The following is a 20,181-nucleotide window of genomic DNA, read 5'->3' as shown; positions in this document are numbered from 1 at the left end:
TGGTCGCAGCCAATCAGGGCCCATGGATTTGGCTTGATTTTCCTTGACACTCTCTATGTTTGCTGGTATTAGACTTGCGGTTTTTCGCGGGATACTTTATAGTCCCTCGCTACGAATGACAAACAAAGTGTTGTAGGCGCGTAGCTCAGTGGGAGAGCGCTACCTTGACGTGGTAGATGTCGTCGGTTCGACCCCGTCCGTGCCTACCAATTTTTTACAAAGGCTAGGATGCAGAAGAGATCTTCTGCTCATTAGCCTTTCCTTTTTACAGGTCCAATGGCAGAGATATCAGTTTCCGTACAAGAGGGTGAAAGTAAGTCGTTTCCGAGCGGAACTCGCGTGGCGGAAATGCTCAAGGAACTGGTTTCCGGTAAGCAGCGCAAACAGACTGTTGCCGTGAAGGTCAATGGTTCATTGCTTGACCTGTCAACGCCGATCATGAGCGACATTATTTTTACGCCAATCTCTGTCCAATCCGAGGAAGGCGTTGAGATTTTGCGGCATTCAACGGCGCACATCATGGCTTTAGCCGTGAAAGAAGTTTTCGGCGATCGGGTTAAGGTGGCTATCGGCCCCTCGATTGAGGACGGTTTTTACTACGATTTTGATCGGGATAAACCTTTTTCACCAGAAGATTTCGAACAAATCGAAAACAAAATGGCAGAAATCGCCGAGGCCCGCCTGCCTTTTGTCCGTCAGGAGATGACAAAGGCGGAAGCCATTCGTTTCTTCGAACAACTGGGCGAACCCTACAAGGTTGAACTCCTGCAAGACATGGAGGCGGAAACAGTCAGCCTCTACACGCACGGTACGTTCGTCGATCTATGTCGAGGGCCACATGTGCCCGACTCCTCCTGGATAAAGGTCTTCAAGCTCCTGCGGGTGGCCGGATCCTACTGGCGGGGCGATGAAAAACGGCAGATGCTGACCCGGATCTACGGGACCGCCTTTGCTGATAAAAAAGAGTTGCAGCAGTATTTGACCCGGCTCGAGGAGGCGCGCAAGCGTGATCATCGTAGGCTCGGCAAACAACTTGGCCTGTTCACCATCCAAGACCAGATCGGCCCCGGACTCATTCTCTGGCAACCGCGTGGTGCTCAGCTCCGCCGGGTGATCGAGGATTACTGGAAGGACGAGCACTACCGCAACGGCTATCAGTTGCTGTACACCCCGCACATAGCCCGGCAAGACCTGTGGAAGACCTCGGGACACCTCGATTTTTATAGCGAGAACATGTATTCCGCCATGGAAATCGACGAGGTGATGTACCAGTTAAAGCCGATGAATTGCCCCTTCCATATCGGCGTCTATGGGGCCGACAAGCACAGTTACCGCGAATTCCCCATCCGTTGGTGCGAACTGGGAACGGTGTACCGCTACGAGCGGACCGGCGCCCTGCATGGATTGATGCGGGTCAGGGGCTTCACCCAGGACGATGCTCACATCTTTTGCCGTCCCGAGCAGCTGGAAGATGAAATTTTCAACATCATCGATCTGAACCTGCATATTCTCAAGACCTTCGGCTTTGATCAGTATGATGTGTATCTTTCCACCCGGCCGGCAAAATATGTCGGTTCCGACGATCATTGGGAACTGTCGACCCAGGCCCTGAAACACGCCCTGGAAAAGAAAGGGCTGGCCTATCAGGTCGACCCAGGTGAAGGCGTTTTTTACGGCCCCAAAATCGACATCAAAATCAAAGACCAGTTAGGCCGCTCCTGGCAGTGTTCCACTATTCAGGTTGATTTTAATCTGCCGGAACGGTTCCAGATGACCTATACCGGCGTCGATGGCGGCGAACATCAGCCGATCATGATTCACCGGGCCCTGATGGGCTCATTGGAGCGCTTTATCGGTGTGCTCATTGAGCACTATGCCGGCGCCTTCCCTTTGTGGTTGGCACCCGAGCAAGCCCGAATCATGAACATCACTGATGACCAGAACGAATACTGCGAACGAGTTTATGCTCAGCTGCGCACCCTCGGCGTCCGTATTGAAAAGGATGTCAGAAATGAAAAATTGAACTATAAGATCCGTGAAGCGCAATTAATGAAGGTTCCTTATATGCTCATCGTTGGTGAGCGTGAAAAAGAAGAGGGAACGGTTACCGTGCGCAGGCGAGACGGACAGAATTTGCCGGCAATGACCCCGGAAGCATTCTTCGATCTCGTTGTCGATAAGTGCAAACGGAATGTTGCCTGAACGGAAAAAAGCCAACTGGAGGAACGAACATTAAAAAACGAGGCAGCAGAAAACTTTCCCCACAGCAGGATCTGAAAATTAAAATCAACGAGGACATCGATTACCGTGAGGTTCGACTCGTTGATTCCGATGGGACACAGCGCGGCGTTGTCAGCGCCAGGGCAGCCTTAGAAGCAGCCCAAGAGCAGGGACTTGATCTGGTCGAGGTTTCCGACAAAGCTGATCCGCCCGTCTGCCGGATCATGAATTTTGACAAATTCCGGTACGAGCTGAAAAAGAAGCAGCAGGAAGCCAAACAAAAACAGACCGTCATCGAAACCAGGGAAATCAAATTCCGGCCCAAAACCGATGAGCACGATCTCGCCTTTAAAATCCGCAAGATCAAGGAATTTCTGGCAGAGAAAAACAAGGTCAAGGTTACCATGCGATTCCGGGGCCGCGAGATTATCTATGCGCAAACCATTGGTCTCGACGCTTTGACTAAAATTGCTGACACCCTGCGTGAAGACTGTGTAATAATTCAGGAACCAAAAATGGAAGGTCGGCAACTCGTTATGTTTGTTGGTCCGAAAGCCTGAGAAAACAAAAGTACGTATTCTAACAACCAAGAGTGCCGGAGAACGTCAGTCCGGTGTGGTGCAAGGAGCACAATTATGCCGAAAATGAAAACGAACAGAGGTGCCGCCAAACGGTTCAAAGCAACCGGTGGCGGTAAAATCCGTCGCAGCAAGGCTTTTTCCTCTCACATACTGACCAAGAAATCCACTAAACGGAAACGGAATCTGCGCAAATCGACCTTGATTGCCGATGTCGATCAACGCGCCGTCCGCCGGATGCTGCCCTACATGTAAACCCCCACTAGCCCGCCGCGAGGTGCTTTCCCGTGACTGGAAGGCGCGCTGCAGCGGAAAGATTGTTCGACCTGATCAGGTTGACGCATAACTCATTAGTATGAACGGAGAAAACAATGCCTCGTGTAACCCGCGGTTTTAAAGCACGCCGCAGAAGAAATAAAGTGCTGAGTCTGGCAAAAGGTTTTCGTGGTGGTAAACACCGTCTTTTCAAAACCGCCGCCGAAGCAGTCGATCGGGCACTCTGCTACGCTTACCGGGATCGCCGCGTTAAAAAACGCGAGTTCCGTCAATTGTGGATTGCTCGCATCAATGCTGCTGCCAAACAGAACGGCATCAGCTACAGTCGCCTGATCAACGGTCTCAGTAAGAATTCGATTGAGCTGGATCGCAAGGTCCTTTCCAATCTCGCCATCGTCGACCCCAACGCCTTTTCCGCCGTGGTCAGGGCTTCCGGTCAGCCGTCCTAATTTCTGGATACCATGGAACAAGAGCTGCTCAGGCTCAAGCAGGAAGCCGAAGAAGCATTAAGGAACGTTGCCGACGCGGTTCAACTTGAAGCCTTCCGGGTCAAATATCTCGGCCGGAAAGGGGGTCTGCTGACGGGCATCATGCGCCAACTGGGCAAGGTGGCAGCAGTTGACCGACCGAGACTGGGACAACTGGCCAATGATGTCAAACAGGAAATTGAGACCCGGCTTGAAGAGAAAAGGGAACAGTTGACCGTAACTCAGCCCGGGACCGTTGCCGGTGCAACCGATTACAGCCTACCTGGACGATATCTACCGTTTGGCAAACTGCATCCGGTGACCCAGGTGATGGAGGAAATCTGTTCGATTTTTGAGGGACTCGGCTTTGCCGTTGCCGAAGGGCCGGATGTCGAAACCGACTATTACAACTTCGAAGCCCTCAATATCCCCAAACATCATCCCGCCCGCGACATGCATGACACCTTTTATGTCACGGACTCGATCCTTCTGCGCACCCACACCTCGCCTATGCAAGCGCGAATCATGGAGCGACAGGATCCGCCGCTGCGATACATTGCGCCGGGCAAGGTGTATCGTTGCGATTCCGACATCACTCATACCCCTATGTTTCATCAGGTTGAAGGCTTTCTTGTCGACAAGCAGGTTTCTTTTGCCGACCTCAAAGGAGTCTTGACCAGTTTCACCCATAAGATGTTTGAACGGGAACTGGCGCTTCGTTTCCGACCGAGTTTCTTTCCATTCACCGAACCCAGCGCCGAAGTCGATATCGCGTGTGTTATCTGTGGCGGCAAGGGCTGCAGGGTGTGCAAACGGACAGGCTGGCTTGAAATCCTCGGCTCCGGCCTTATCGATCCAGAAGTCTTGAAGATGGTCGGATACGATCCCGATGTCTACTCCGGTTTTGCCTTCGGCCTTGGTGTCGAACGCATCGCCATGTTGAAATACGGCATTGACGATATTCGTCTGTATTACGAGAACGATCTTCGCTTTCTTTCCCAGTTTTAAAAAGGCTATCCTCTCGTTTCACGCTCAACTGCGTTCCGTTGGTGAACGAGCGGGAAGAAACAGCCTGTTAATTGCTCAAGAACGGCACTCTATGCGATACCGTTCTTTTTCTTTGCATGCATGATGCTGCTCATAATTGACGATTGCCCCTCAAAGTTTTCTTTGGCAACCGGCAGTTTGTACGACCAGACACCACATCACCGTCACGTTGTCGCAGGTAGGATTCCATGAAATTCACATTGAGTTGGTTGAATCAATTTATCTCCACCGCAGGGCTGACCGCCGCCCAGATTGCCGATAAACTCACCATGCTGGGTTTGGAAGTCGATAGTGTTGAGACGCTGTTCGCTGAGCTTGAACCGATCACCACGGCCCGGGTCACGGAGGTCAGCAAGCATCCCGATGCGGATAAACTCACGGTCTGTTGCGTTGATACCGGTGCGGAGATCATTCAAGTGGTTTGTGGCGCCCCCAATGTCCGCGCCGGTATGCTGACCGCGATTGCGCAACCCGGCGTCAAACTGCCTGACGGTACAAAAATAAAGAAATCCAAAGTCAGGGGTGTCGCTTCCGCAGGTATGCTCTGTTCCGCACGAGAACTTGGACTCAGCAATGACCATGGTGGACTTCTTGAACTTGACGGTCAATTGGCTGCGGGATTGCCCCTGGTGGATGCCCTTGGCCTACGCGATACTGTTATTGAAGTCGACCTGACACCCAACCGTTCCGATTGCGCCAGTGTGCGCGGCATCGCTCGTGAAGTTGGCAGTTTCACCGGCGGCACGCTCAAGCCGCTCGTCCCCCAGGTCACCCCACTGACCGGGAAAGATGTCGGATACGAAGTCATTATCGAAGCTCCTGACCTCTGTTCCCGTTATTCCGCCCGCAAGCTGACCAATGTCACCATTGGGCCCTCTCCTCTGTGGATGCAGCAACGGCTGAACGCTGTTGGTATGCGGCCGATCAACAACATTGTTGATATCACCAACTACGTCATGCTCGAATCGGGGCAACCCTTGCACGCCTTTGATTTCACTACGCTCATTGGCAGCAAGATTATTGTGCGGCGACCAACGGCAGAGGAGACGAGCCTCACCACTCTTGACAGTAGCCAGCGGCAGCTCGACCCCGAAATGCTGCTCATCTGCGATGCCGAACGTCCGGTGGCTGTCGCCGGTGTCATGGGCGGGCTAGCCACAGAAATCACCGAGGCGACCACTTCCATCTTGCTGGAATCAGCCTGCTTCAACCCTGTGTCCATCCGACGCACAGCTCGAAAACTCGGGATCCCTTCTGAAGCCTCATACCGGTTCGAGCGCGGCGTTGATCCCAACCTGGCCGATAGTGCTCTTGAGCGCGCTGTCAATCTGATTGTCGAATACACCGGCGCCCAAGCAGATCCCGACGGTATTGACGTTTACCCAGGAAATAAAACGCCTCTGCGGCTCAACCTGCGAACCGAACGCGTGTGCAGCCTGCTGGGGATGAGCATCAGCCGCGAGGAGGTGGCTCGTTACCTGCAAAGTATCGAGTTTCAGGTCGCTGCCCTTGAGGACGCGACCCTGCAAGTCGAAGTGCCGAGTTTTCGCATCGATATTGAGCGCGAGATCGACCTGATCGAAGAAGTTGCCCGGTTGATCGGTTACAATGAGATCCCCACCTCACAGCCCTTTATCCGTATGGATTATCCTGAACGAGATGACCAGCGAGTCTTGCGCCAGGAAGTTGCTCGCATCCTGACAGCGCAAGGTTTTTTCGAGGCGATCAACTACAGCTTTGTCGCCGAACAGCATCTCACCTGGTGCAGGCTGGCCGAAGATGACCCCCGGCGGCGGGTTACCCGGCTGCTTAACCCGCTTTCGGAAGAGCAGGAAATCATGCGCTCCATGCTGTTGCCCGGGTTGCTGGAAAATGTCCGCCGCAATATTAATTTTCAGCGCTCTGATATTCGCCTGTTTGAGACCGGAAAAATCTTTCTTCAGCATCAGGCAGACACCCTGCCGGAGGAGCACATGCATCTCTGCGCGGTTATCAGCGGCCACCGCTATCCCGATGCGGAATCATTGTACTATTCCGAGCAAGAGGCAGATTTCTTCGATATCAAGGGCGCAGTGGCCAATCTCTTCCAGGTGCTTCGAGTTACCGGCACCAATGGGGGATCGCTTTTCGGAGATGCCCAACTCCATGTGCAACCCTACTGCGATTCGGCTTGTGCTGCTGTTATCAGGGACGGCGAAAATATGATAGGTTCTCTAGGTGCGGTCCATCCTGAAATACTCAAGAATTTCGGTATCAAGCAACCGGTTTACTTCCTGGAGATCGATCTCCAGCAGTTGCTGATTCTTAAGAAGACCCCAAAACAATTTGCCGCCCTCCCAAAATATCCATCGGTCAAACGTGATATCAGCCTGGTTGTACCGGATACTCTTCCAGCAGGCGATCTGCTGCGTGCAATCCAAACCCAGCAACAGAAATATCTTGAATCAGTTGAGATTTTTGATGTATATCGTGGCAAACCGATCCAGGCAGGACACAAGAGCGTTGCTCTTTCCGTAACCTATCGCTCTGCAACCGACACGCTGGACGATCAATCCGTGGATAAGGTACATGACAAAATTGTCAATTCATTGATGGCTGAATTTAATGCCCGTTATCGAGAAGGATATGAAACATGAAAAAAAAGAATGTAACCCGTAAAGAATTAGCTGTTTCCGTAAATGAAAAATTAGGCGTTTCCCAGCGAAATGCTGCGGAAATCGTCGATACAGTTTTCGCCACCATGAAAAACACCATGGTGGCCGGTGAATCCATCAAGTTAGTGCAGTTCGGCACTTTGACCGTTCGCGATAAGAGTCCGCGCCGCGGGCGTAATCCGCGAACGGGAGAGTCTATGACTATCACCAAACGGCAAATGGTTTCCTTCAGACCGAGTAAACGATTGCGCGAACGCCTGAACAAGTAGGAAAAGACTAGGTTTGATCGTCGACATTCATTTTTCTGTTCAGTGGCTAAGGGGTAAATACGCGTATAGCGACGTGGACAAGGTCAACTCTTTGATGTGAAACGATCGACTCCAGATTCCCCACAGATACCTGACAAGGTGTACTTCCGGATAGGCGAGGTCAGTCATCTGGTAGGCGTGGATACTCATGTGCTGCGGTACTGGGAATCGGAGTTTTCGTTGATCAAACCGTTTCGAGGCAAATCCAAGCAGCGGTTGTACCGGCGGCAGGACGTGGAAAACCTCCTTCGAATCAAGGGGTTGCTCCATGACGAAGGGTATACCATTTCCGGTGCGAAAAAATACCTCAAAAATCTGAACAGGGATTCACAGAGCGAACTAGAGAAAAAAGCTTACCAAGCCTCTTTGCCGAAGGACGACTCCATTCTCCTGCAGATTAAACATGAACTGCGAGAAATATTAACGCGACTCTCCGGGGCAGACTAAACATTCGTAACTAAGGGTTGACAGCTGATAGTGTTAAATGCTACATACTCTTCACATTTTTCGGAACGTAGCGCAGCCTGGTAGCGCACCTGAATGGGGTTCAGGGGGCCGGAAGTTCAAATCTTCTCGTTCCGACCAGTAAAATCAAAGGGTTACGATATTCTCGTAGCCCTTTTTTTATGCTCTAGTTTTGACGGGGTACAAAATGGGGTACAAAATCGTCCCCGCTTGGGACAAAAAAAAATCCCCCGCCAGCAAGCCGGTCGGGGGGTGGGGATTTTCTGCGTGACTCCGGGTGGTTTACGAGGCCATCATTTTTTTGCCGCCTTTTTATTTATTCACAAACCTGGCTGAGAAGATATTCCTAACAGAAAAAAAACCTCCACTCCCACACACCTGATAGTCAACCAACAGATTTGAACCTTTGTTTATTAATTGTAAAACATCTCTTCTGGCAGCGTTTGGGAGATTCTCATAAATAGCTTTGTTGTTGTATATTGAAAACAAATAATCAATTTTGTCTGAACTTAATTTTGCCCTGAACCCTTCTACCTGTTCGCTCGATCCTTCATAGAGAACCTCTTCAACTGTAATCAACGCTATTCTTTGATCGCACTGCGTATCTGTCTCTTCTATATCTATAATAGCCTTCACTCCGGTTGGTTGAGCAAAGTTGTCGTATTTGTAAACTATCTTCGGTTTTTGACCAGATACAGCCGCGCTGCAAATAATGATGGTTAACAAGAAAGTGAGAAAAATTGCTGATATTTTTTTCATTTTAGCCTGATCCTTTCATTTCAGTGGAATTACCTTGGAGTGTACTGCCCAAGTTCCTATTACTATCGAGCAATAGGAACTTGGGTTGCTTTGATGGTGTGGATCATACCACATGGCCACAAAAATAAAAAAGGTTCACCCGTTTCCGAGAAGGCCCGCCCGGTTATATGTTGCTGGCTGGTTGCCACTTCCCTCCCGGCAATTGGTTGAAGATCGGCCATAGAATTTCTTCGGCTTGGCATACTTCCACACTCATTCCGCTGAGTATAAACCCAAGCCCCGCCTGCCCCGGCCCGGACAGTGTAAAGCCTTCCGGCAACTCTTTATAAACATCGGCCAAAAAGGCCAGCTTATCTTCCACCTCCAACACCGTCTTTCTTCTAAATTCATTGATTGCCGTGGCCTGCTCCTTGGTCAACGTGACGGTAATCTGGTCACTCATGCTGTTCTCCATTATTGCACCGCTGTTTTCATGTTTCGAGGGATGTCGGCATTTACATAGTTTTGCTGGCGTGCCACCTCTCGCCCGACTGCTGCCGGATCGCCCGCGCCATTGACGTTGATGGTGGTGGTCTGGTTGACGTTCACGCCACCGGCCACCTTGTCCATAAACCCTTTGGTTTCAGATGGCGCGTGGCCCAGGCCGTACCGGTCAACATTCCCCGGCCCCCAATTCCACGCCGCCGCTGCCGTGCGCATGTCGCCGCCGTACTTCTTTTTCAGGTTGCTGATATACCGGCCCGCGCCATCGGCTGACTCCTCAAAGTTGTACGGGTTATTGACTCCGTATTCCTTGGCTGTTCCTGGCATAAACTGGAAATGGCCCTCGGCCCCTTTGGGGGAAAGCATACGCTGCCCACCGGCAGATTCGGCCATCCAATATTTATAGAGGGTGCCAGGGGGAAGCCCATATTTCTTGTCCAGCCCCTCAAGGTAAGCGGCCTTGTCTGATTGCGTGGTGGTCCTGGATGGGGCGGCATTGGCTGGGGCGGTCTTGCTGCCGGTTGCCATGTCATAAACAGTGTCGGCGATGCCCAACTTCTCAAACCACCAGTTCGTACCCTCTCCGATCTTGTCGCCCCACCCGGTAGGCAAAGCGTTATTGATTACTTCACCCGTCTTGTACCCCATGTCGTAAATTCCCTTAAAAAGATCATAGATAGCCCCAAGGATGGGGATAATTATTTTCCCGGCGTTTACAACTGCTTCAGCAACACCATTGGCCGCATTGGCAAGGCCGTCAGCGTTTTTTGTCGCCCATCCGGAAGCGTCGGCGAACTGTTCCCCCGTGATCTTGGTCAAGCTCACCATGACCGGCAACAGCGCCTTCTTGATGGTGTTTTCGAGGTCTTGCAGTTCGACGTTGAACTTGCGTGCTGCTTCTCCTGCTTCGTCCAGGTCGCCGGTCATGCCCCGCTGCTTGTTGAACTCTCCCTTAAACTCAGGATTGACTAAACCGAGCATCATGCGCTCGGACAGCCCGGCCTGATCGGAAAACTGCTTGCGCATGTACGGATCGTACTTTTCGAGCGACCGGCCCAAGTCAACCATCAGGTCGGCGGTGTCTCGCAGTACCCCGTTGTTCCGGGTGTTGATTCCCAGGCTTTGCAACCAGCTTTCAAACCCCGGCTGGTTCCGCATCTTCCCTGCAAAACTCTCGATATTGGACGCGGCTTCGCCCGCATCAACACCAAAATTCTTGGCCGCATTGCCAAAGGCTTTTAGGTCGGAGATATTTTCGTTCACCCGTTTGGATGAAAAATACATCTGGTCGAGGCCCGCGGCGAACGCCGTCACCCCGGCACCAATGGCAAGGGATGCTCCCACAACTGTACTCACCAGCGCCTCGACAGCCTTGGTCGCGCCTTCGACGCCGGATGAGAAATCGTTAAGGCTTTTTTGATCGACTTTGAATCCGAGCCGCACTAAAAATTCTCTTATTACTTCTGTTTGTGACATAGTTGTTCACCTCTTCTCGTTTTTGTGGTGCTGTTCAAAGCAAATTTTCCTTTGCCGCCAGGATGATCTTTGAAAGGGTATGGTGGCCTTTTAAGGTTGTGCATTTGTCGATTTCGTCCGTGATTCGCTGTTGAGTATCACACAGCTTCATTGTGCCTTTCACTTCCCGCAGAAGCGCCGCAAGCCGTCGCCTCTCTTCTTTCGCTGCCTTGGTAAACCGCCCGTGCTTGTACCGGCCATGGTCTTTGCCTGATAGGCTCTTGCCGCCGTGGAGCCTACACCGTCCGTTCTGCATGGCGGGTTGCCTGCATGAGCCTCCTGAGCGCGTCTTTGCACCGCAGAATGCCCGTGGCATGGGGTAAAGGTTGTTTTCCATACTCACCCCTCCCCCCTGTCCCCGGCTCGCTCCACAGTCCCTACGATCGCTTGGCCGCCCTCATTGACTGTCACATGGTGAACGGTCACTTTCTGCTCGCCGCCGGTGCGGTATCGCTTCAAGGTCTCCATTTGAGTGGTGAATGTTCGGGCCAGCTTGTTCAATGCCCGCTCGTTGCTGTCCTGCTGGGGGATGGTTTCCGAATTGGCCATGCGCCGGGCTTGGGTCATCACTGCCGCGTGAACGGCTGCCATCTGTGCCGCAAGCATGGTTTCCAGCCCATCCTTCGGCTTGATCCCATCAATTACCGCAAGGGCGAAATTCACCGAGCTCTGGTCTATTTCTTTCCCATGTGAAGCGGCGTTTATGAGTTGATCCACAATGCCATGGGCAAAAATAAAAGAAGTGGTCCCCATGGAGCTTGATAATTGAACAAGGCCCGTTATGTAATCCGGGTGGTCAACTTCCCACTTGTTTCCTGTGACTTTGACTGTTGGTGCTGGTAGTTTTGAACGTATAGCTTTCCGCAAAGCCGCCCGTGCTTCCCGTTCTTGGGCTGTCGGTTCGTATTTTGCCACCTCCTGCTTTTCTTCAGGTTGGGGTAAGGCTTCTTTTTTTGCCATCATATCCTCAAGAGGTTAGCCCGGGCGCGGGATCGCCAGTTGGTTGATTATTTTCGGTTAATGGTTTCAGGGTTTCCAGGACGGTGGCAAGGGCTTCCTCAGTGTGGCCAATGCTGGCGCTTATACCCTTCACCCCTTCCCAGTCTCGGAAGTCACGGAAAGCTAAGGCCGCGTCTTTCATCAGCCCGAGTAGGAACTTTTGATCGTTTACGATGTCATAGGCTTTTTGTGCTGCCTCCCTAGCCGTTTCGTTTGTCATGCCGACACCTCTTGTTTTTCGGTTCTTATCAGTTCAAACTCTTCCTGCAGCTCCGCCAAGAAGAAACCCAAGACATCAAGGGCCGTATCTGTGGGCGGGGTTCCCTCCCTTTCTGCCGCTGCAAATCCCCAAGCCACATTTTTGGCAAAGTCAAGCCTGTTACGGAAATCGGTGTTGTCGAATTTTCTATCTACGATGGCGGTACCGATTTTTGCTTCCATGTTCAAAATCTCCTTATTGATTGATTGTCCCGGTTGCACTGGGTGTTGATAGATTTCTTGCTGTCAAAACGGATCGCCGTCTTGCGCCGTGAATGCCTCTTTGTCTCGGTTTGCGGGTTCACCTTGGCGCTCTTCTCGCTGATAAGTGATCTTCTCACCATCGATCTCCACCGCCCACGCCTGGACAGCAAAAGAGTTGCGCCACTCGCCGGTCGACTCATCCTTCCAACTCGAGGGCGACAGCGTACCGGTGACGCTCAGTCGATCCCCGGCACTGATTCGGGAAAGGATGGACTCAGCCACATTCTTAAAAGCGGTCACCCTGAACCGGTCCTGGCGAATCTTCAGGATGACTTCACACATGGTAGCGCCGGTCTTTGTCGATATTGGGCGGATGCGGTCTACTGTTCCGGCGAGCTTCGTTTCATTGATGTAGTTCATCTCGTTTTCTCCCATCCTTGCGGCCAAATCTTCTCAACAAATTTTTACCGATGAAGGGCCGCCCGCGTTTTCACCCTCATTTTCTCACCATTGAAAGGGTTGAAAGGCCTGCTGGAAATCTTCATGGTATGGCTTAAATTAAGTACATGCGAGTTCGCAGTAGTAAGGGGTGTTTTTGCACTTAGGTGCAAATCTGCCCGCAATCCTTTGCCCCGCCTTGGTTTTCGTCCATTTTCTTACTACTGCGAGTTCGCATGAGAAGAATAGAATTTCATGGTCCTTCTCGTGCGAGTTCGCATGTAAGGTTCTCATGCGAGTTCGCACCCCTTTTCTAATTTTCGAGCTGGGCAGAACGTCCCACTGCCGGGAATGCAAAACCCTTTTGCGTTGCTCATCCCGGCCTTAGTGTAGACTGGCGGATCTCCCTTTTTCCAGATTCGCCAATCATGTGTCAGCCGGTAAACACTCATGTCACCCTTTCCCCGGCCACCGATGGTTACAGGCTCCAGAAATCCACGATGCATAAGGCTATTGATCGCCCTGGTGATCGTGCTTGATACCGGCGGAGGTTCCTTCATCCTGCCGAAAAATTCCATTATGGCAACTTGGGGGATTCTCATGTCATGGCCGTTCAATGGTGCCCAAAAATCAAGGGGGGCTTTCTTGGCTCTCTTGCTGGGATATTTTCGCCGTGACAGGATAAAAAGGAGAATGTCGCTTTCCGTCTTCGAGAGAGTCCGGAAAGCATCAGACTGCGGGAGTTCATCAAAAACCCAAAACCCCTTTTCCCGGCCGGACCATGCAAGGTCCGGGTGGGTTCTCTTTGAGACTCGAGGGGTTTCTGTTTGGGGCTGGTGATGCGAACCGCCGCAGGGTTTATTCATCTGCAGCGGCCTCAAGGATGTACCGGGCGATACGATGACGTGACCCGCCGGCTGAATGTTCGGTTGTCCATTCGGTTCGGATGTTGTGGCCCCGCCGTTTCAATTCGAGAACACGCATTGAAGGATGCATGATGTCGAGCTGTTCCCTTGCGTGCAAGGTGGTCAACGTCGAATACTTGAGATGTTCAAGAATGCGTTGCCGCTGGCGGTGAGCTGTTGAAGATTGAATTGATGCAGAATCGACATTGTTTGTTTTTGCTGTCATGGTTCAACCCCGCGCTGCTGCTCGCTCAGCAAGCCACTCGTTGATTTCGGAAAGCAACCAGCCGCAGGCACTCCCCCCAAGGCGAAGGCGTTTGGGAAATTGGCCGGCCGCCTCCATCCTCCATACGCTGGTGTCGCTCATGCCGACGATACCAAATAACTCGGGCTTTCTGACAATCCGGTCTGATTCTGCCGGGGTCGCCTTTCCGCGTTCTGCTGCCCGGCGTAATACCCGGGACCCCTTTTGTTGCGGTTCCACTGCTTCGTGTGTGATGGTCTTGGTCATTTTTGGTTCCTCTTTGTGTTGTGGTTTAGATTGCGCCATTGGCCGCTATAGGGTAAAAAAAAATCAACATGAAAAACAAATCTAAGCTGAGACTGTTTTAAAACTAAGATAAACTGAGACGGATTGCAACGAAAAAACATGCAAACACTACCTGAATTTTTAAATGATGAAGAAAATCAGAATATTGTGCTCGAAAAAATAATCGAAGCACTGCGCGTGCGTGGGGAATGGGGCCAGCATGGGGTGTTCACCCGTATCGGCAAGCAAACCGGGTTTACGCCTGCTTACGTCGGGCAGGTTTTCGGTCGAAGCAAACCGCTCCGGGAGAACTTTGTGGTCAAAATGGGGGAGTATTTGGGGGTAAGTGCCCATTGGTTATGTGGAAATCCACAATTGCCGGATGGCGTGAAGAACTTAAGCTATGAAGAAGAAATCGAGCGTTTAAGAAAATTAGGCCTCGCCTGGGATGAGATGCTTTCAGCGCATAAAACCACACAGCGAGAACTTACCACGCTGGGGAAAATGGTGAATTACAAGAGGCTAGTTGATGCTTTTCTTGCTATCCCAGCAAATAACCAAAGTGAAGGGTTAGAGGTGTTAAGGGTTTTTGAAAAATATGGTCAGAAATTGTCTGTTGAATATTATGAACAATATTTTGGTGAAGGATCATTCCAGAAATCCGTGGATCAATATTTAAAAACAATCACCCCACCGCCCGCCGAAGAGGGATAACCTTACCCGTTTCCGGCTCTTCAATCCCGACGATCTGCCGCAACTTCCGCGCCCATTTCTCAAGGGCCTGGCGCTTCTCGTTGTCGTACCCATGTCGGTTGTAAACCCCGGCAATACCCATAATCTTATGGCCTAGAACCTGCTCGGCTGTCACGTCGTCGATTCCCAGCTCGGCAAGCCGGGTGCGTAGGGTTCGGCGCAAATCATGCGGGGTGAAAGACACTTCGATACCAATCTTCTCCCAATGTCTCAATATGGCCTTGGAAAGGGCATGTGAAGTCATGGGTTCAGTGGGCTTGTACGAGCTGGTGAACACGAACGGACTTTGACCGGAATATACCCGGGCCTGCTCGATGACCTTAAGGGCCATGTCAGTAAGCGGCACGCTCTGTGCGTCCTTGCCCTTTCTCCGTTCGCCGGGAATGTTCCAGCAGCCTGCCGCGTCGATCTCTGCCCAGGTCATGCCGCAGACTTCCCCGGGCCGCTGGCCGGTAAGCAGTATCATTTTTAACGCCAGCTTTGTTACCCGGTAAGCGTCCATCGTCTTGTTGTCGAGGTCGAGGGCCTGCCACAAGAGCTTTATCTCTTCATCGTTCAAAACACGCTGCCGGGCCTGTTCCGCCTTCTTCCTCATGCCGGTCAAGGGGGAATGTTCCAGTACACCGCGCTCAGCGGCAAAGTTGAACATTCGCACAAGGACACCTTGCAAGCGGTTCGCCGTAATGGGTGCGCGTAACCGCACATCATCCACCAATAGAACGGCATCCCGCCGGGTGATGGTCCCAGCCTTGCGGGTTCCCCAGGCGGCCAAGGCGTCTTTGACAATGAGCCGTTTTTGTTCCTGCCCTGATTTCTTGTGCTGCAACTCAATCTCCCAAAATTCATTGAAGAGGTCTGTTACAGTGGGGGCCGCCTTCCTGGTGGCCTTGGCTTCCTTTTTCTTCTCCACGGGATCGATCCCCTGTTGAATATTCAGGTGTTCCTTTGCTGCCTGTTCACGGGCACCAGATAGCGAAAGTGCGGGATATGTTCCCAGGGTGAGCCGACGGGCTTTCCCGTCGACCATATATCTTAGAATCCATGAGCGGGTCCCTGTCGGCATGATTCGCAGGGAAAGCCCGTTACCATCCGCCACTTCAAAACGCTCTGCCTTAGGGGTCAGTTTCTTAATTTGGAGGTCGCTGAGTGCCATGCTATCACCTGTCTATTCTTTAAAATTCGGGGTACAAAATGGGGTACAAAATCGCTTCCATTTGAGGCAAAAAACAGCGAATAGATATGAACAGATAAATAGCAATATTTTATCGACAAGTCAATTACTTTTGAAACGTTACGGGAAGGGAAAAACAGAGGAGAAACATGGTGGCAAGTGCATGGGGTTCAGGGGGCCGGAAGTTCAAATCTTCTCGTTCCGACCAGTAAAATCAAGGGGTTAAGCACTGCACAAAGTGCTTAACCCCTTTTTTTTCGACCGCGCTATGGTCTGACTTGATCAGCGGACCGCTGAGCGAGGCAGTCTCTTCTTGTTGTCCGGGGCCGCCCACGGCCATTCGCATCAGCCCACCGCCAGGAGGTTACAGCTTGGGGCTGTAAGCGGTGTTGCGGTAGAAGGGGATCGAGCGTTCGATTATAATCTGGAGGGCGCCGCTTTTTTCGATCTCGTCCAGATAGGCGTTGGCTGTCTTTCGCATCTCGACATCGTCGGGAAGAACGGCCCAAACCAGCGGTTCGCGGGTCATGGGCGTGGCGCCGGGGGTCAGCCCCTTGTCGACGTAGAGCGAGGCGTAATAGAAATTGGCGGGCAGATCAAAGATAAAGGCATCGATGGTGTCGGCAATCAAGGCCTGCACGGCCTCGGGCGCTGCAGCAAAACGGTTGGTAGTGCCTTTGGGCTTGAGACCCCGGATCAGGTTTTCACCGGAACTGTCACCGACAACGCCGAGCCGCACGTTTTTCCCACTGAGGTTGGCAGGGCCGGTGCCCAACTGTTTGAAATCATCAAGGTGAACAAGCGCAACCTGGCCGGAGATCAGATATGGGTTGGTGGCCGCCAATTGTTGCTTGTGCACTTCGGTCTCGGTCATTCCGGCCATAACGATGTCAACCTTCCCTTCCAGCAGGGCCTTGGCCAACCCTTCACGCGGCAACTCCACCAATTTCAGCTTTCTACCGGCAAACGTGGCCAGGCCGGCGGCAAATCGAGCTTCCAGGCCGGTGATCACATCGTCTTGTTTATAAGCCAGCGGCGGAGAATCTACAGCAATCCCCACCCTGAGGTGGTCCGAATCCATGAGAGTGCCGAGCAGCCCCTTTGTTTTGGCGGGATGGCAACCGCTCAGGGCAACGACAGCAGCGAGTAAGAGTAGGGAGCGGGACAAACGAGACATGGATATTCCTTGGTAGGGGCTTGGGCTGTACCGCACTTTTGCTAAAATAAAATTTTGCTCAAGATTTACGCGTTCCTTTAACGAGCCGGGGTCCCTTTGATCACCCGGCCGGTGGAGATAAAGGAGATGCCTTGCTGCATCTTGGTGCCGATCATCACGGACTCGATGATTGGTTCAACAACCGCGGACCCGGCCTCCCACTCCACCAGAAATTTAGCACCTGAGCCGCCTTTGGACTCGGATTCCGGGACGATATACCGGGTGGATCCCAGTGGTTCGATGGTCGTGGGTTTCTCCAGGTACTCTTTGAGAAGCGCACCGTTGGAATCGTAATAGCTCACCTTCTTCAAGGTGAACGGCCGGTTCGGATCGGTGTTGCGGATGCTGAGGGTTGCGGTCAGGAGAAAGGGGGTGTCGCGGTAGCGGTCATCGGCGTAGATGTGCGAATAGATGGGCACATAAACGGTCTGGTTGAGCCATTTGGATAAGACATCAGCCGTCGCCGGATGGGTGAGGGCCAGCAGGACATAAACGAACAGGGCAACGCGAGCAGTTTTCATGGGCGTACAGGAAGTGTGGGTTGGGAGCGGCGAGCAGCCAGCAGGGCGGTGGCGGCCTCTTTGCTCAGATCGGCAATTGCCTGGGACGCGCTTGTAACATAGCCGGAATAATCTCGCTTGTCGATGGGCTGCGTCTGCCGAAATGTTTTTCGCTGGAGGATGGCCTTATTGGTGGTGTTGCTCAGGGTGTAGACGGCGGTGGTCGTGAAGGAGCCGTCGTTGCCGCTGAACTCGTTCATTTCAACCTCCAATTGATAGCCGATGACCCCAAAACGCGGGCCGGGATAGACGGCGACATTGTCGGTGGCCAATAAATCCTTGAGATTGGATACAACCTGCTGCCCAATCTGCTGATCGAGCGGTCCGGCCCAAAGGTGGTTGGCTGAGGCGCTGGCTTCACCGGAAAAGCGTTGATTGATCAGGCCGCGTCCCTGGAGATGCGGTGCTAGCTGGACCGGCATGAGCAGGATAATCTCCTTGAAGTCACTGAATTCGCGCCCCAAGGGCTGCTGACGGATCGGTTGCAGGGTGTAGAGGGTGTTGGTGGTCGTTGGCGCAAGGCAACCGCTGAGCAAAAGAGCGCAGACAAGAAGCGGCCACAGGGTACTCGCGGCGGGCAGGCTGAAGTTCATGGTGTGTCCTCCCCCTGACCGAAGAGCAGGGCATTGGGTTTTTGCTGCAGGTAATCGGTCAGTTGCCTGATGGAAGCGGCCGCCCGTTCGATCTCCCGCAGAGAACTGGCAACCTGGTAGGCAAGGAGGGAATCCTTCGCGGTCAGTTGTTCGACATTGTTCAATGTTTTTGTTAAGGAGCCGGCTGTGGCGTTGAGGCCCGTCAAGAGGTGTTTGAGCTCGGCGCTCATGCCCGGCAGTTCCTTGTCCGCAGTGTGCAGGAGGGTGTTGGCCGTGACAGAGAGCGTGGCAAAATTGGTCAGCCCTTTCTTCAATTCGGCGGCCAGGGCGGGAAATTCAGCATCAGCGTGCCCTAGGAGGGTGTTGAGCCGCCCCAGGGTGGATTCCAGAGAACCCAGGACGTTCCTAGTCTCCTTGGAGTTAATGATGCTGTTAATACCGTCGAGAGCGATGGCGGTTTTATTGAGAATTTCATTGAGCGGTAGACTCTCCAGCTTCTGGGTGATCTGTTCCATGCCCGAGGGCATGGTCGGAATTTCGATCAGGCCAGAGTTTTTGCCGCGCAACTGGAGCTCGGTGTTCGGATAAATGGCCAAGTCAATATAGAGTTTGGCGGTCAGCAAGCTGCTGATTTTAAGTTGCGCCCGCAATCCTTGACCAATCAGCTCCTGCATCATTTTGCGAATATTTTCTGGTTGCCGGCTTTCAGACCGGTTGCCATCCAGTTCTGGTGACTGTTCGATGTCGACGTACACCGGAATGATATAGTTGTTTTGCTCTTTGTCGAAATTGATCCGGATTTGACTGACTCGGCCGATGGTGACTCCTCGGAATGTGACCGGCGCACCGATATCGAGGCCATAGAGGGAGCCGGTGAAAAAGGCGACACAGCGCAATTTGTCATCCTTGAGTTTGATCTTACCCAGAACGATGATGGCCGCAACCGTCAGGACGATGGCGACCAATACAAAGGCGCCGACGATGGTGGGATTGGCTTTTTTGCTCAAACCGTTCTGACCTCCCGATTTCCGGTCCCCCGGGTGAGAAAATTGAGCACCGTTGCATCTGTGCATTCCCGCAGCAAGGTCTTGGGATCCCCTGTTGCCAGCATGGTTTTACTGTCACCATCAAGGAAAACCGAGTTGGTGGCGATGGTGTAGATCGAGGCCAGATCATGGGTGACCACGACCAGTGTTGCACCCAGGCTTTCCCGGAGTTCCAGGATCAACTCGTCAAGAATGCGGGCGCTGATCGGATCAAGCCCTGCCGAAGGTTCGTCAAAAAAAAGAATATCCGGATCAAGGGCGATCGCTCGGGCCAGAGAGGCCCGTTTGCGCATGCCGCCGGAAAGTTCGGCCGGATAGAATTCTTCAAATCCGGCCAAACCGACCAGTGACAGCTTGAAAGACACCAGCTCCAGGATGATCGCGGGCGGCAGGTCGGTATAGTGCAACAGCGGCAGGGCAATGTTTTCGGCCAGCGTCATCGAGCTCCACAGGGCACCGGTCTGGTAGAGGATGCCGGTCTTGCGGAGAATCCTGGCTTGGCCTTCATCGGGGAGTTCCCAGAAGTTTTCCTCGCCGTACCAGATGGAGCCGCTCGCCGGTGCTTTCAAGCCGAGCATGTGGCGAAGCAGGGTGGATTTGCCACAGCCGTTGCCCCCCATGATCACGAAGATATCGCCCTGAGGTATGGTGAAGTCCAGATCCCTCTGGAGAACGAAACTGCCGTAGGCCATGGTCAGCGCCTTAACGGTGATTGCCGGGGTGGAGGCGGTCATGGC

Annotated in this window: 25 protein-coding genes and 2 tRNA genes; 11 read left to right on the top strand and 16 right to left on the bottom strand. The window is 52.6% G+C overall.

Going from position 1 to position 20,181, the window contains the following annotated elements:
* Nucleotides 1–134: 134 nt before the first annotated feature.
* From ACHZCX_RS00540 to ACHZCX_RS00495, 10 genes are all read left to right on the top strand, one after another.
* A tRNA-Val gene (locus ACHZCX_RS00540) sits at nt 135–209 on the top strand.
* A gap of 67 nt (nt 210–276) precedes the next feature.
* The gene (thrS, locus tag ACHZCX_RS00535) at nt 277–2,202 is read left to right on the top strand and encodes a threonine--tRNA ligase (protein ID WP_394708729.1); all 1,926 of its coding nucleotides are present in this window, start codon (nt 277–279) and stop codon (nt 2,200–2,202) included.
* Entirely contained in the window at nt 2,181–2,780 is a 600-nt protein-coding gene (gene infC / locus ACHZCX_RS00530; protein WP_319585303.1) for a translation initiation factor IF-3, read from the top strand. Before thrS ends, infC begins: the two co-directional genes overlap by 22 nt.
* 75 nt (nt 2,781–2,855) lie before the next feature.
* Nucleotides 2,856–3,053, top strand: coding sequence for a 50S ribosomal protein L35 (rpmI, locus tag ACHZCX_RS00525; protein WP_319585302.1), 198 nt, complete (start codon nt 2,856–2,858; stop codon nt 3,051–3,053).
* Nucleotides 3,054–3,169: 116 nt separating this feature from the next.
* Nucleotides 3,170–3,523, top strand: coding sequence for a 50S ribosomal protein L20 (gene rplT, locus ACHZCX_RS00520; RefSeq protein ID WP_319585301.1), 354 nt, complete (start codon nt 3,170–3,172; stop codon nt 3,521–3,523).
* A 12-nt stretch (nt 3,524–3,535) separates the two neighbouring features.
* Nucleotides 3,536–4,549, top strand: a complete 1,014-nt coding sequence (gene pheS, locus ACHZCX_RS00515; protein ID WP_324292474.1) for a phenylalanine--tRNA ligase subunit alpha — start codon at nt 3,536–3,538, stop codon at nt 4,547–4,549.
* Nucleotides 4,550–4,776: 227 nt separating this feature from the next.
* Nucleotides 4,777–7,224: a phenylalanine--tRNA ligase subunit beta gene (gene pheT, locus ACHZCX_RS00510; RefSeq protein ID WP_319585300.1), complete on the top strand. Its 2,448-nt coding sequence runs from the start codon at nt 4,777–4,779 to the stop codon at nt 7,222–7,224.
* Nucleotides 7,221–7,511: an integration host factor subunit alpha gene (locus tag ACHZCX_RS00505; RefSeq protein WP_028319495.1), complete on the top strand. Its 291-nt coding sequence runs from the start codon at nt 7,221–7,223 to the stop codon at nt 7,509–7,511. Before pheT ends, ACHZCX_RS00505 begins: the two co-directional genes overlap by 4 nt.
* Nucleotides 7,512–7,607: 96 nt before the next feature.
* Entirely contained in the window at nt 7,608–7,997 is a 390-nt protein-coding gene (locus ACHZCX_RS00500; protein WP_319585299.1) for a MerR family transcriptional regulator, read from the top strand.
* Nucleotides 7,998–8,058: 61 nt separating this feature from the next.
* Nucleotides 8,059–8,135, top strand: a tRNA-Pro gene (locus ACHZCX_RS00495).
* A gap of 192 nt (nt 8,136–8,327) precedes the next feature.
* On the opposite strand, the gene ACHZCX_RS00490 is transcribed toward ACHZCX_RS00495, so the two are convergent.
* From ACHZCX_RS00490 to ACHZCX_RS00445, 10 genes are all read right to left on the bottom strand, one after another.
* Nucleotides 8,328–8,774: a hypothetical protein gene (locus tag ACHZCX_RS00490; protein WP_319585298.1), complete on the bottom strand. Its 447-nt coding sequence runs from the start codon at nt 8,772–8,774 to the stop codon at nt 8,328–8,330.
* Nucleotides 8,775–8,937: 163 nt separating this feature from the next.
* Complete coding sequence (locus ACHZCX_RS00485) at nt 8,938–9,216, bottom strand: hypothetical protein (protein ID WP_319585297.1); 279 nt, start codon at nt 9,214–9,216, stop codon at nt 8,938–8,940.
* Nucleotides 9,217–9,227: 11 nt separating this feature from the next.
* On the bottom strand, nt 9,228–10,733 hold the full coding sequence (locus ACHZCX_RS00480) for a lytic transglycosylase domain-containing protein (protein ID WP_319585296.1): 1,506 nt from the start codon (nt 10,731–10,733) through the stop codon (nt 9,228–9,230).
* 34 nt (nt 10,734–10,767) lie between these two features.
* Nucleotides 10,768–11,109: an HGGxSTG domain-containing protein gene (locus tag ACHZCX_RS00475; protein WP_319585295.1), complete on the bottom strand. Its 342-nt coding sequence runs from the start codon at nt 11,107–11,109 to the stop codon at nt 10,768–10,770.
* Between the two features lie 2 nt (nt 11,110–11,111).
* Nucleotides 11,112–11,735, bottom strand: a complete 624-nt coding sequence (locus ACHZCX_RS00470; protein WP_319585294.1) for a hypothetical protein — start codon at nt 11,733–11,735, stop codon at nt 11,112–11,114.
* 4 nt (nt 11,736–11,739) lie between these two features.
* Nucleotides 11,740–11,991, bottom strand: a complete 252-nt coding sequence (locus tag ACHZCX_RS00465) for a hypothetical protein (RefSeq protein ID WP_319585293.1) — start codon at nt 11,989–11,991, stop codon at nt 11,740–11,742.
* Nucleotides 11,988–12,212: a hypothetical protein gene (locus ACHZCX_RS00460; protein WP_319585292.1), complete on the bottom strand. Its 225-nt coding sequence runs from the start codon at nt 12,210–12,212 to the stop codon at nt 11,988–11,990. Before ACHZCX_RS00460 ends, ACHZCX_RS00465 begins: the two co-directional genes overlap by 4 nt.
* 63 nt (nt 12,213–12,275) lie before the next feature.
* Complete coding sequence (locus tag ACHZCX_RS00455) at nt 12,276–12,653, bottom strand: OB-fold nucleic acid binding domain-containing protein (RefSeq protein WP_319585291.1); 378 nt, start codon at nt 12,651–12,653, stop codon at nt 12,276–12,278.
* Nucleotides 12,654–13,529: 876 nt separating this feature from the next.
* The gene (locus ACHZCX_RS00450; RefSeq protein WP_319585290.1) at nt 13,530–13,802 is read right to left on the bottom strand and encodes a helix-turn-helix domain-containing protein; all 273 of its coding nucleotides are present in this window, start codon (nt 13,800–13,802) and stop codon (nt 13,530–13,532) included.
* A gap of 3 nt (nt 13,803–13,805) precedes the next feature.
* On the bottom strand, nt 13,806–14,087 hold the full coding sequence (locus ACHZCX_RS00445; protein WP_319585289.1) for an AlpA family phage regulatory protein: 282 nt from the start codon (nt 14,085–14,087) through the stop codon (nt 13,806–13,808).
* 138 nt (nt 14,088–14,225) lie between these two features.
* On the opposite strand from ACHZCX_RS00445, the gene ACHZCX_RS00440 reads away from it, so the two are divergent.
* Complete coding sequence (locus tag ACHZCX_RS00440; protein ID WP_319585288.1) at nt 14,226–14,819, top strand: hypothetical protein; 594 nt, start codon at nt 14,226–14,228, stop codon at nt 14,817–14,819.
* On the opposite strand, the gene ACHZCX_RS00435 is transcribed toward ACHZCX_RS00440, so the two are convergent.
* The 6 genes from ACHZCX_RS00435 to ACHZCX_RS00410 all read right to left on the bottom strand — a co-directional run bounded on the left by ACHZCX_RS00435 (nt 14,791) and on the right by ACHZCX_RS00410 (nt 20,178).
* Nucleotides 14,791–16,011 (bottom strand): tyrosine-type recombinase/integrase, encoded by a 1,221-nt coding sequence (locus ACHZCX_RS00435; RefSeq protein ID WP_319585287.1) that lies wholly within the window; start codon nt 16,009–16,011, stop codon nt 14,791–14,793. The genes ACHZCX_RS00440 and ACHZCX_RS00435 overlap by 29 nt on opposite strands.
* Before the next feature lie 382 nt (nt 16,012–16,393).
* Entirely contained in the window at nt 16,394–17,206 is an 813-nt protein-coding gene (locus ACHZCX_RS00430; protein ID WP_319585286.1) for a transporter substrate-binding domain-containing protein, read from the bottom strand.
* Nucleotides 17,207–17,283: 77 nt separating this feature from the next.
* Nucleotides 17,284–17,766 (bottom strand): DUF3124 domain-containing protein, encoded by a 483-nt coding sequence (locus ACHZCX_RS00425; protein ID WP_319585285.1) that lies wholly within the window; start codon nt 17,764–17,766, stop codon nt 17,284–17,286.
* Complete coding sequence (locus tag ACHZCX_RS00420; RefSeq protein ID WP_319585284.1) at nt 17,763–18,398, bottom strand: PqiC family protein; 636 nt, start codon at nt 18,396–18,398, stop codon at nt 17,763–17,765. Before ACHZCX_RS00420 ends, ACHZCX_RS00425 begins: the two co-directional genes overlap by 4 nt.
* Nucleotides 18,395–19,405, bottom strand: a complete 1,011-nt coding sequence (locus ACHZCX_RS00415) for an MlaD family protein (RefSeq protein WP_319585283.1) — start codon at nt 19,403–19,405, stop codon at nt 18,395–18,397. Before ACHZCX_RS00415 ends, ACHZCX_RS00420 begins: the two co-directional genes overlap by 4 nt.
* A complete protein-coding gene (locus ACHZCX_RS00410) occupies nt 19,402–20,178 on the bottom strand; it encodes an ATP-binding cassette domain-containing protein (RefSeq protein WP_319585282.1) in 777 nt (258 codons plus the stop codon). Before ACHZCX_RS00410 ends, ACHZCX_RS00415 begins: the two co-directional genes overlap by 4 nt.
* Nucleotides 20,179–20,181 lie beyond the last annotated feature (3 nt).

Origin of the sequence: uncultured Desulfobulbus sp. (assembly GCF_963662935.2) — a bacterium.
Taxonomy (GTDB): Bacteria; Desulfobacterota; Desulfobulbia; order Desulfobulbales; family Desulfobulbaceae; genus Desulfobulbus.
Note: the sequence above shows the minus strand (reverse complement) of the source record. Positions and strands in the feature narration are given on the sequence as shown.

Coding starts and splice junctions, on each gene's coding strand:
- thrS (WP_394708729.1), top strand. CDS start 277: ATGGCAGAGATATCAGTTTCCGTACAAGAGGGTGAAAGTAAGTCGTTT.
- rpmI (WP_319585302.1), top strand. CDS start 2,856: ATGCCGAAAATGAAAACGAACAGAGGTGCCGCCAAACGGTTCAAAGCA.
- rplT (WP_319585301.1), top strand. CDS start 3,170: ATGCCTCGTGTAACCCGCGGTTTTAAAGCACGCCGCAGAAGAAATAAA.
- pheS (WP_324292474.1), top strand. CDS start 3,536: ATGGAACAAGAGCTGCTCAGGCTCAAGCAGGAAGCCGAAGAAGCATTA.
- pheT (WP_319585300.1), top strand. CDS start 4,777: ATGAAATTCACATTGAGTTGGTTGAATCAATTTATCTCCACCGCAGGG.
- ACHZCX_RS00505 (WP_028319495.1), top strand. CDS start 7,221: ATGAAAAAAAAGAATGTAACCCGTAAAGAATTAGCTGTTTCCGTAAAT.
- ACHZCX_RS00490 (WP_319585298.1), bottom strand. CDS start 8,774: ATGAAAAAAATATCAGCAATTTTTCTCACTTTCTTGTTAACCATCATT.
- ACHZCX_RS00485 (WP_319585297.1), bottom strand. CDS start 9,216: ATGAGTGACCAGATTACCGTCACGTTGACCAAGGAGCAGGCCACGGCA.
- ACHZCX_RS00480 (WP_319585296.1), bottom strand. CDS start 10,733: ATGTCACAAACAGAAGTAATAAGAGAATTTTTAGTGCGGCTCGGATTC.
- ACHZCX_RS00475 (WP_319585295.1), bottom strand. CDS start 11,109: ATGGAAAACAACCTTTACCCCATGCCACGGGCATTCTGCGGTGCAAAG.
- ACHZCX_RS00470 (WP_319585294.1), bottom strand. CDS start 11,735: ATGATGGCAAAAAAAGAAGCCTTACCCCAACCTGAAGAAAAGCAGGAG.
- ACHZCX_RS00465 (WP_319585293.1), bottom strand. CDS start 11,991: ATGACAAACGAAACGGCTAGGGAGGCAGCACAAAAAGCCTATGACATC.
- ACHZCX_RS00460 (WP_319585292.1), bottom strand. CDS start 12,212: ATGGAAGCAAAAATCGGTACCGCCATCGTAGATAGAAAATTCGACAAC.
- ACHZCX_RS00455 (WP_319585291.1), bottom strand. CDS start 12,653: ATGAACTACATCAATGAAACGAAGCTCGCCGGAACAGTAGACCGCATC.
- ACHZCX_RS00450 (WP_319585290.1), bottom strand. CDS start 13,802: ATGACAGCAAAAACAAACAATGTCGATTCTGCATCAATTCAATCTTCA.
- ACHZCX_RS00445 (WP_319585289.1), bottom strand. CDS start 14,087: ATGACCAAGACCATCACACACGAAGCAGTGGAACCGCAACAAAAGGGG.
- ACHZCX_RS00440 (WP_319585288.1), top strand. CDS start 14,226: ATGCAAACACTACCTGAATTTTTAAATGATGAAGAAAATCAGAATATT.
- ACHZCX_RS00435 (WP_319585287.1), bottom strand. CDS start 16,011: ATGGCACTCAGCGACCTCCAAATTAAGAAACTGACCCCTAAGGCAGAG.
- ACHZCX_RS00430 (WP_319585286.1), bottom strand. CDS start 17,206: ATGTCTCGTTTGTCCCGCTCCCTACTCTTACTCGCTGCTGTCGTTGCC.
- ACHZCX_RS00425 (WP_319585285.1), bottom strand. CDS start 17,766: ATGAAAACTGCTCGCGTTGCCCTGTTCGTTTATGTCCTGCTGGCCCTC.
- ACHZCX_RS00420 (WP_319585284.1), bottom strand. CDS start 18,398: ATGAACTTCAGCCTGCCCGCCGCGAGTACCCTGTGGCCGCTTCTTGTC.
- ACHZCX_RS00410 (WP_319585282.1), bottom strand. CDS start 20,178: ATGACCGCCTCCACCCCGGCAATCACCGTTAAGGCGCTGACCATGGCC.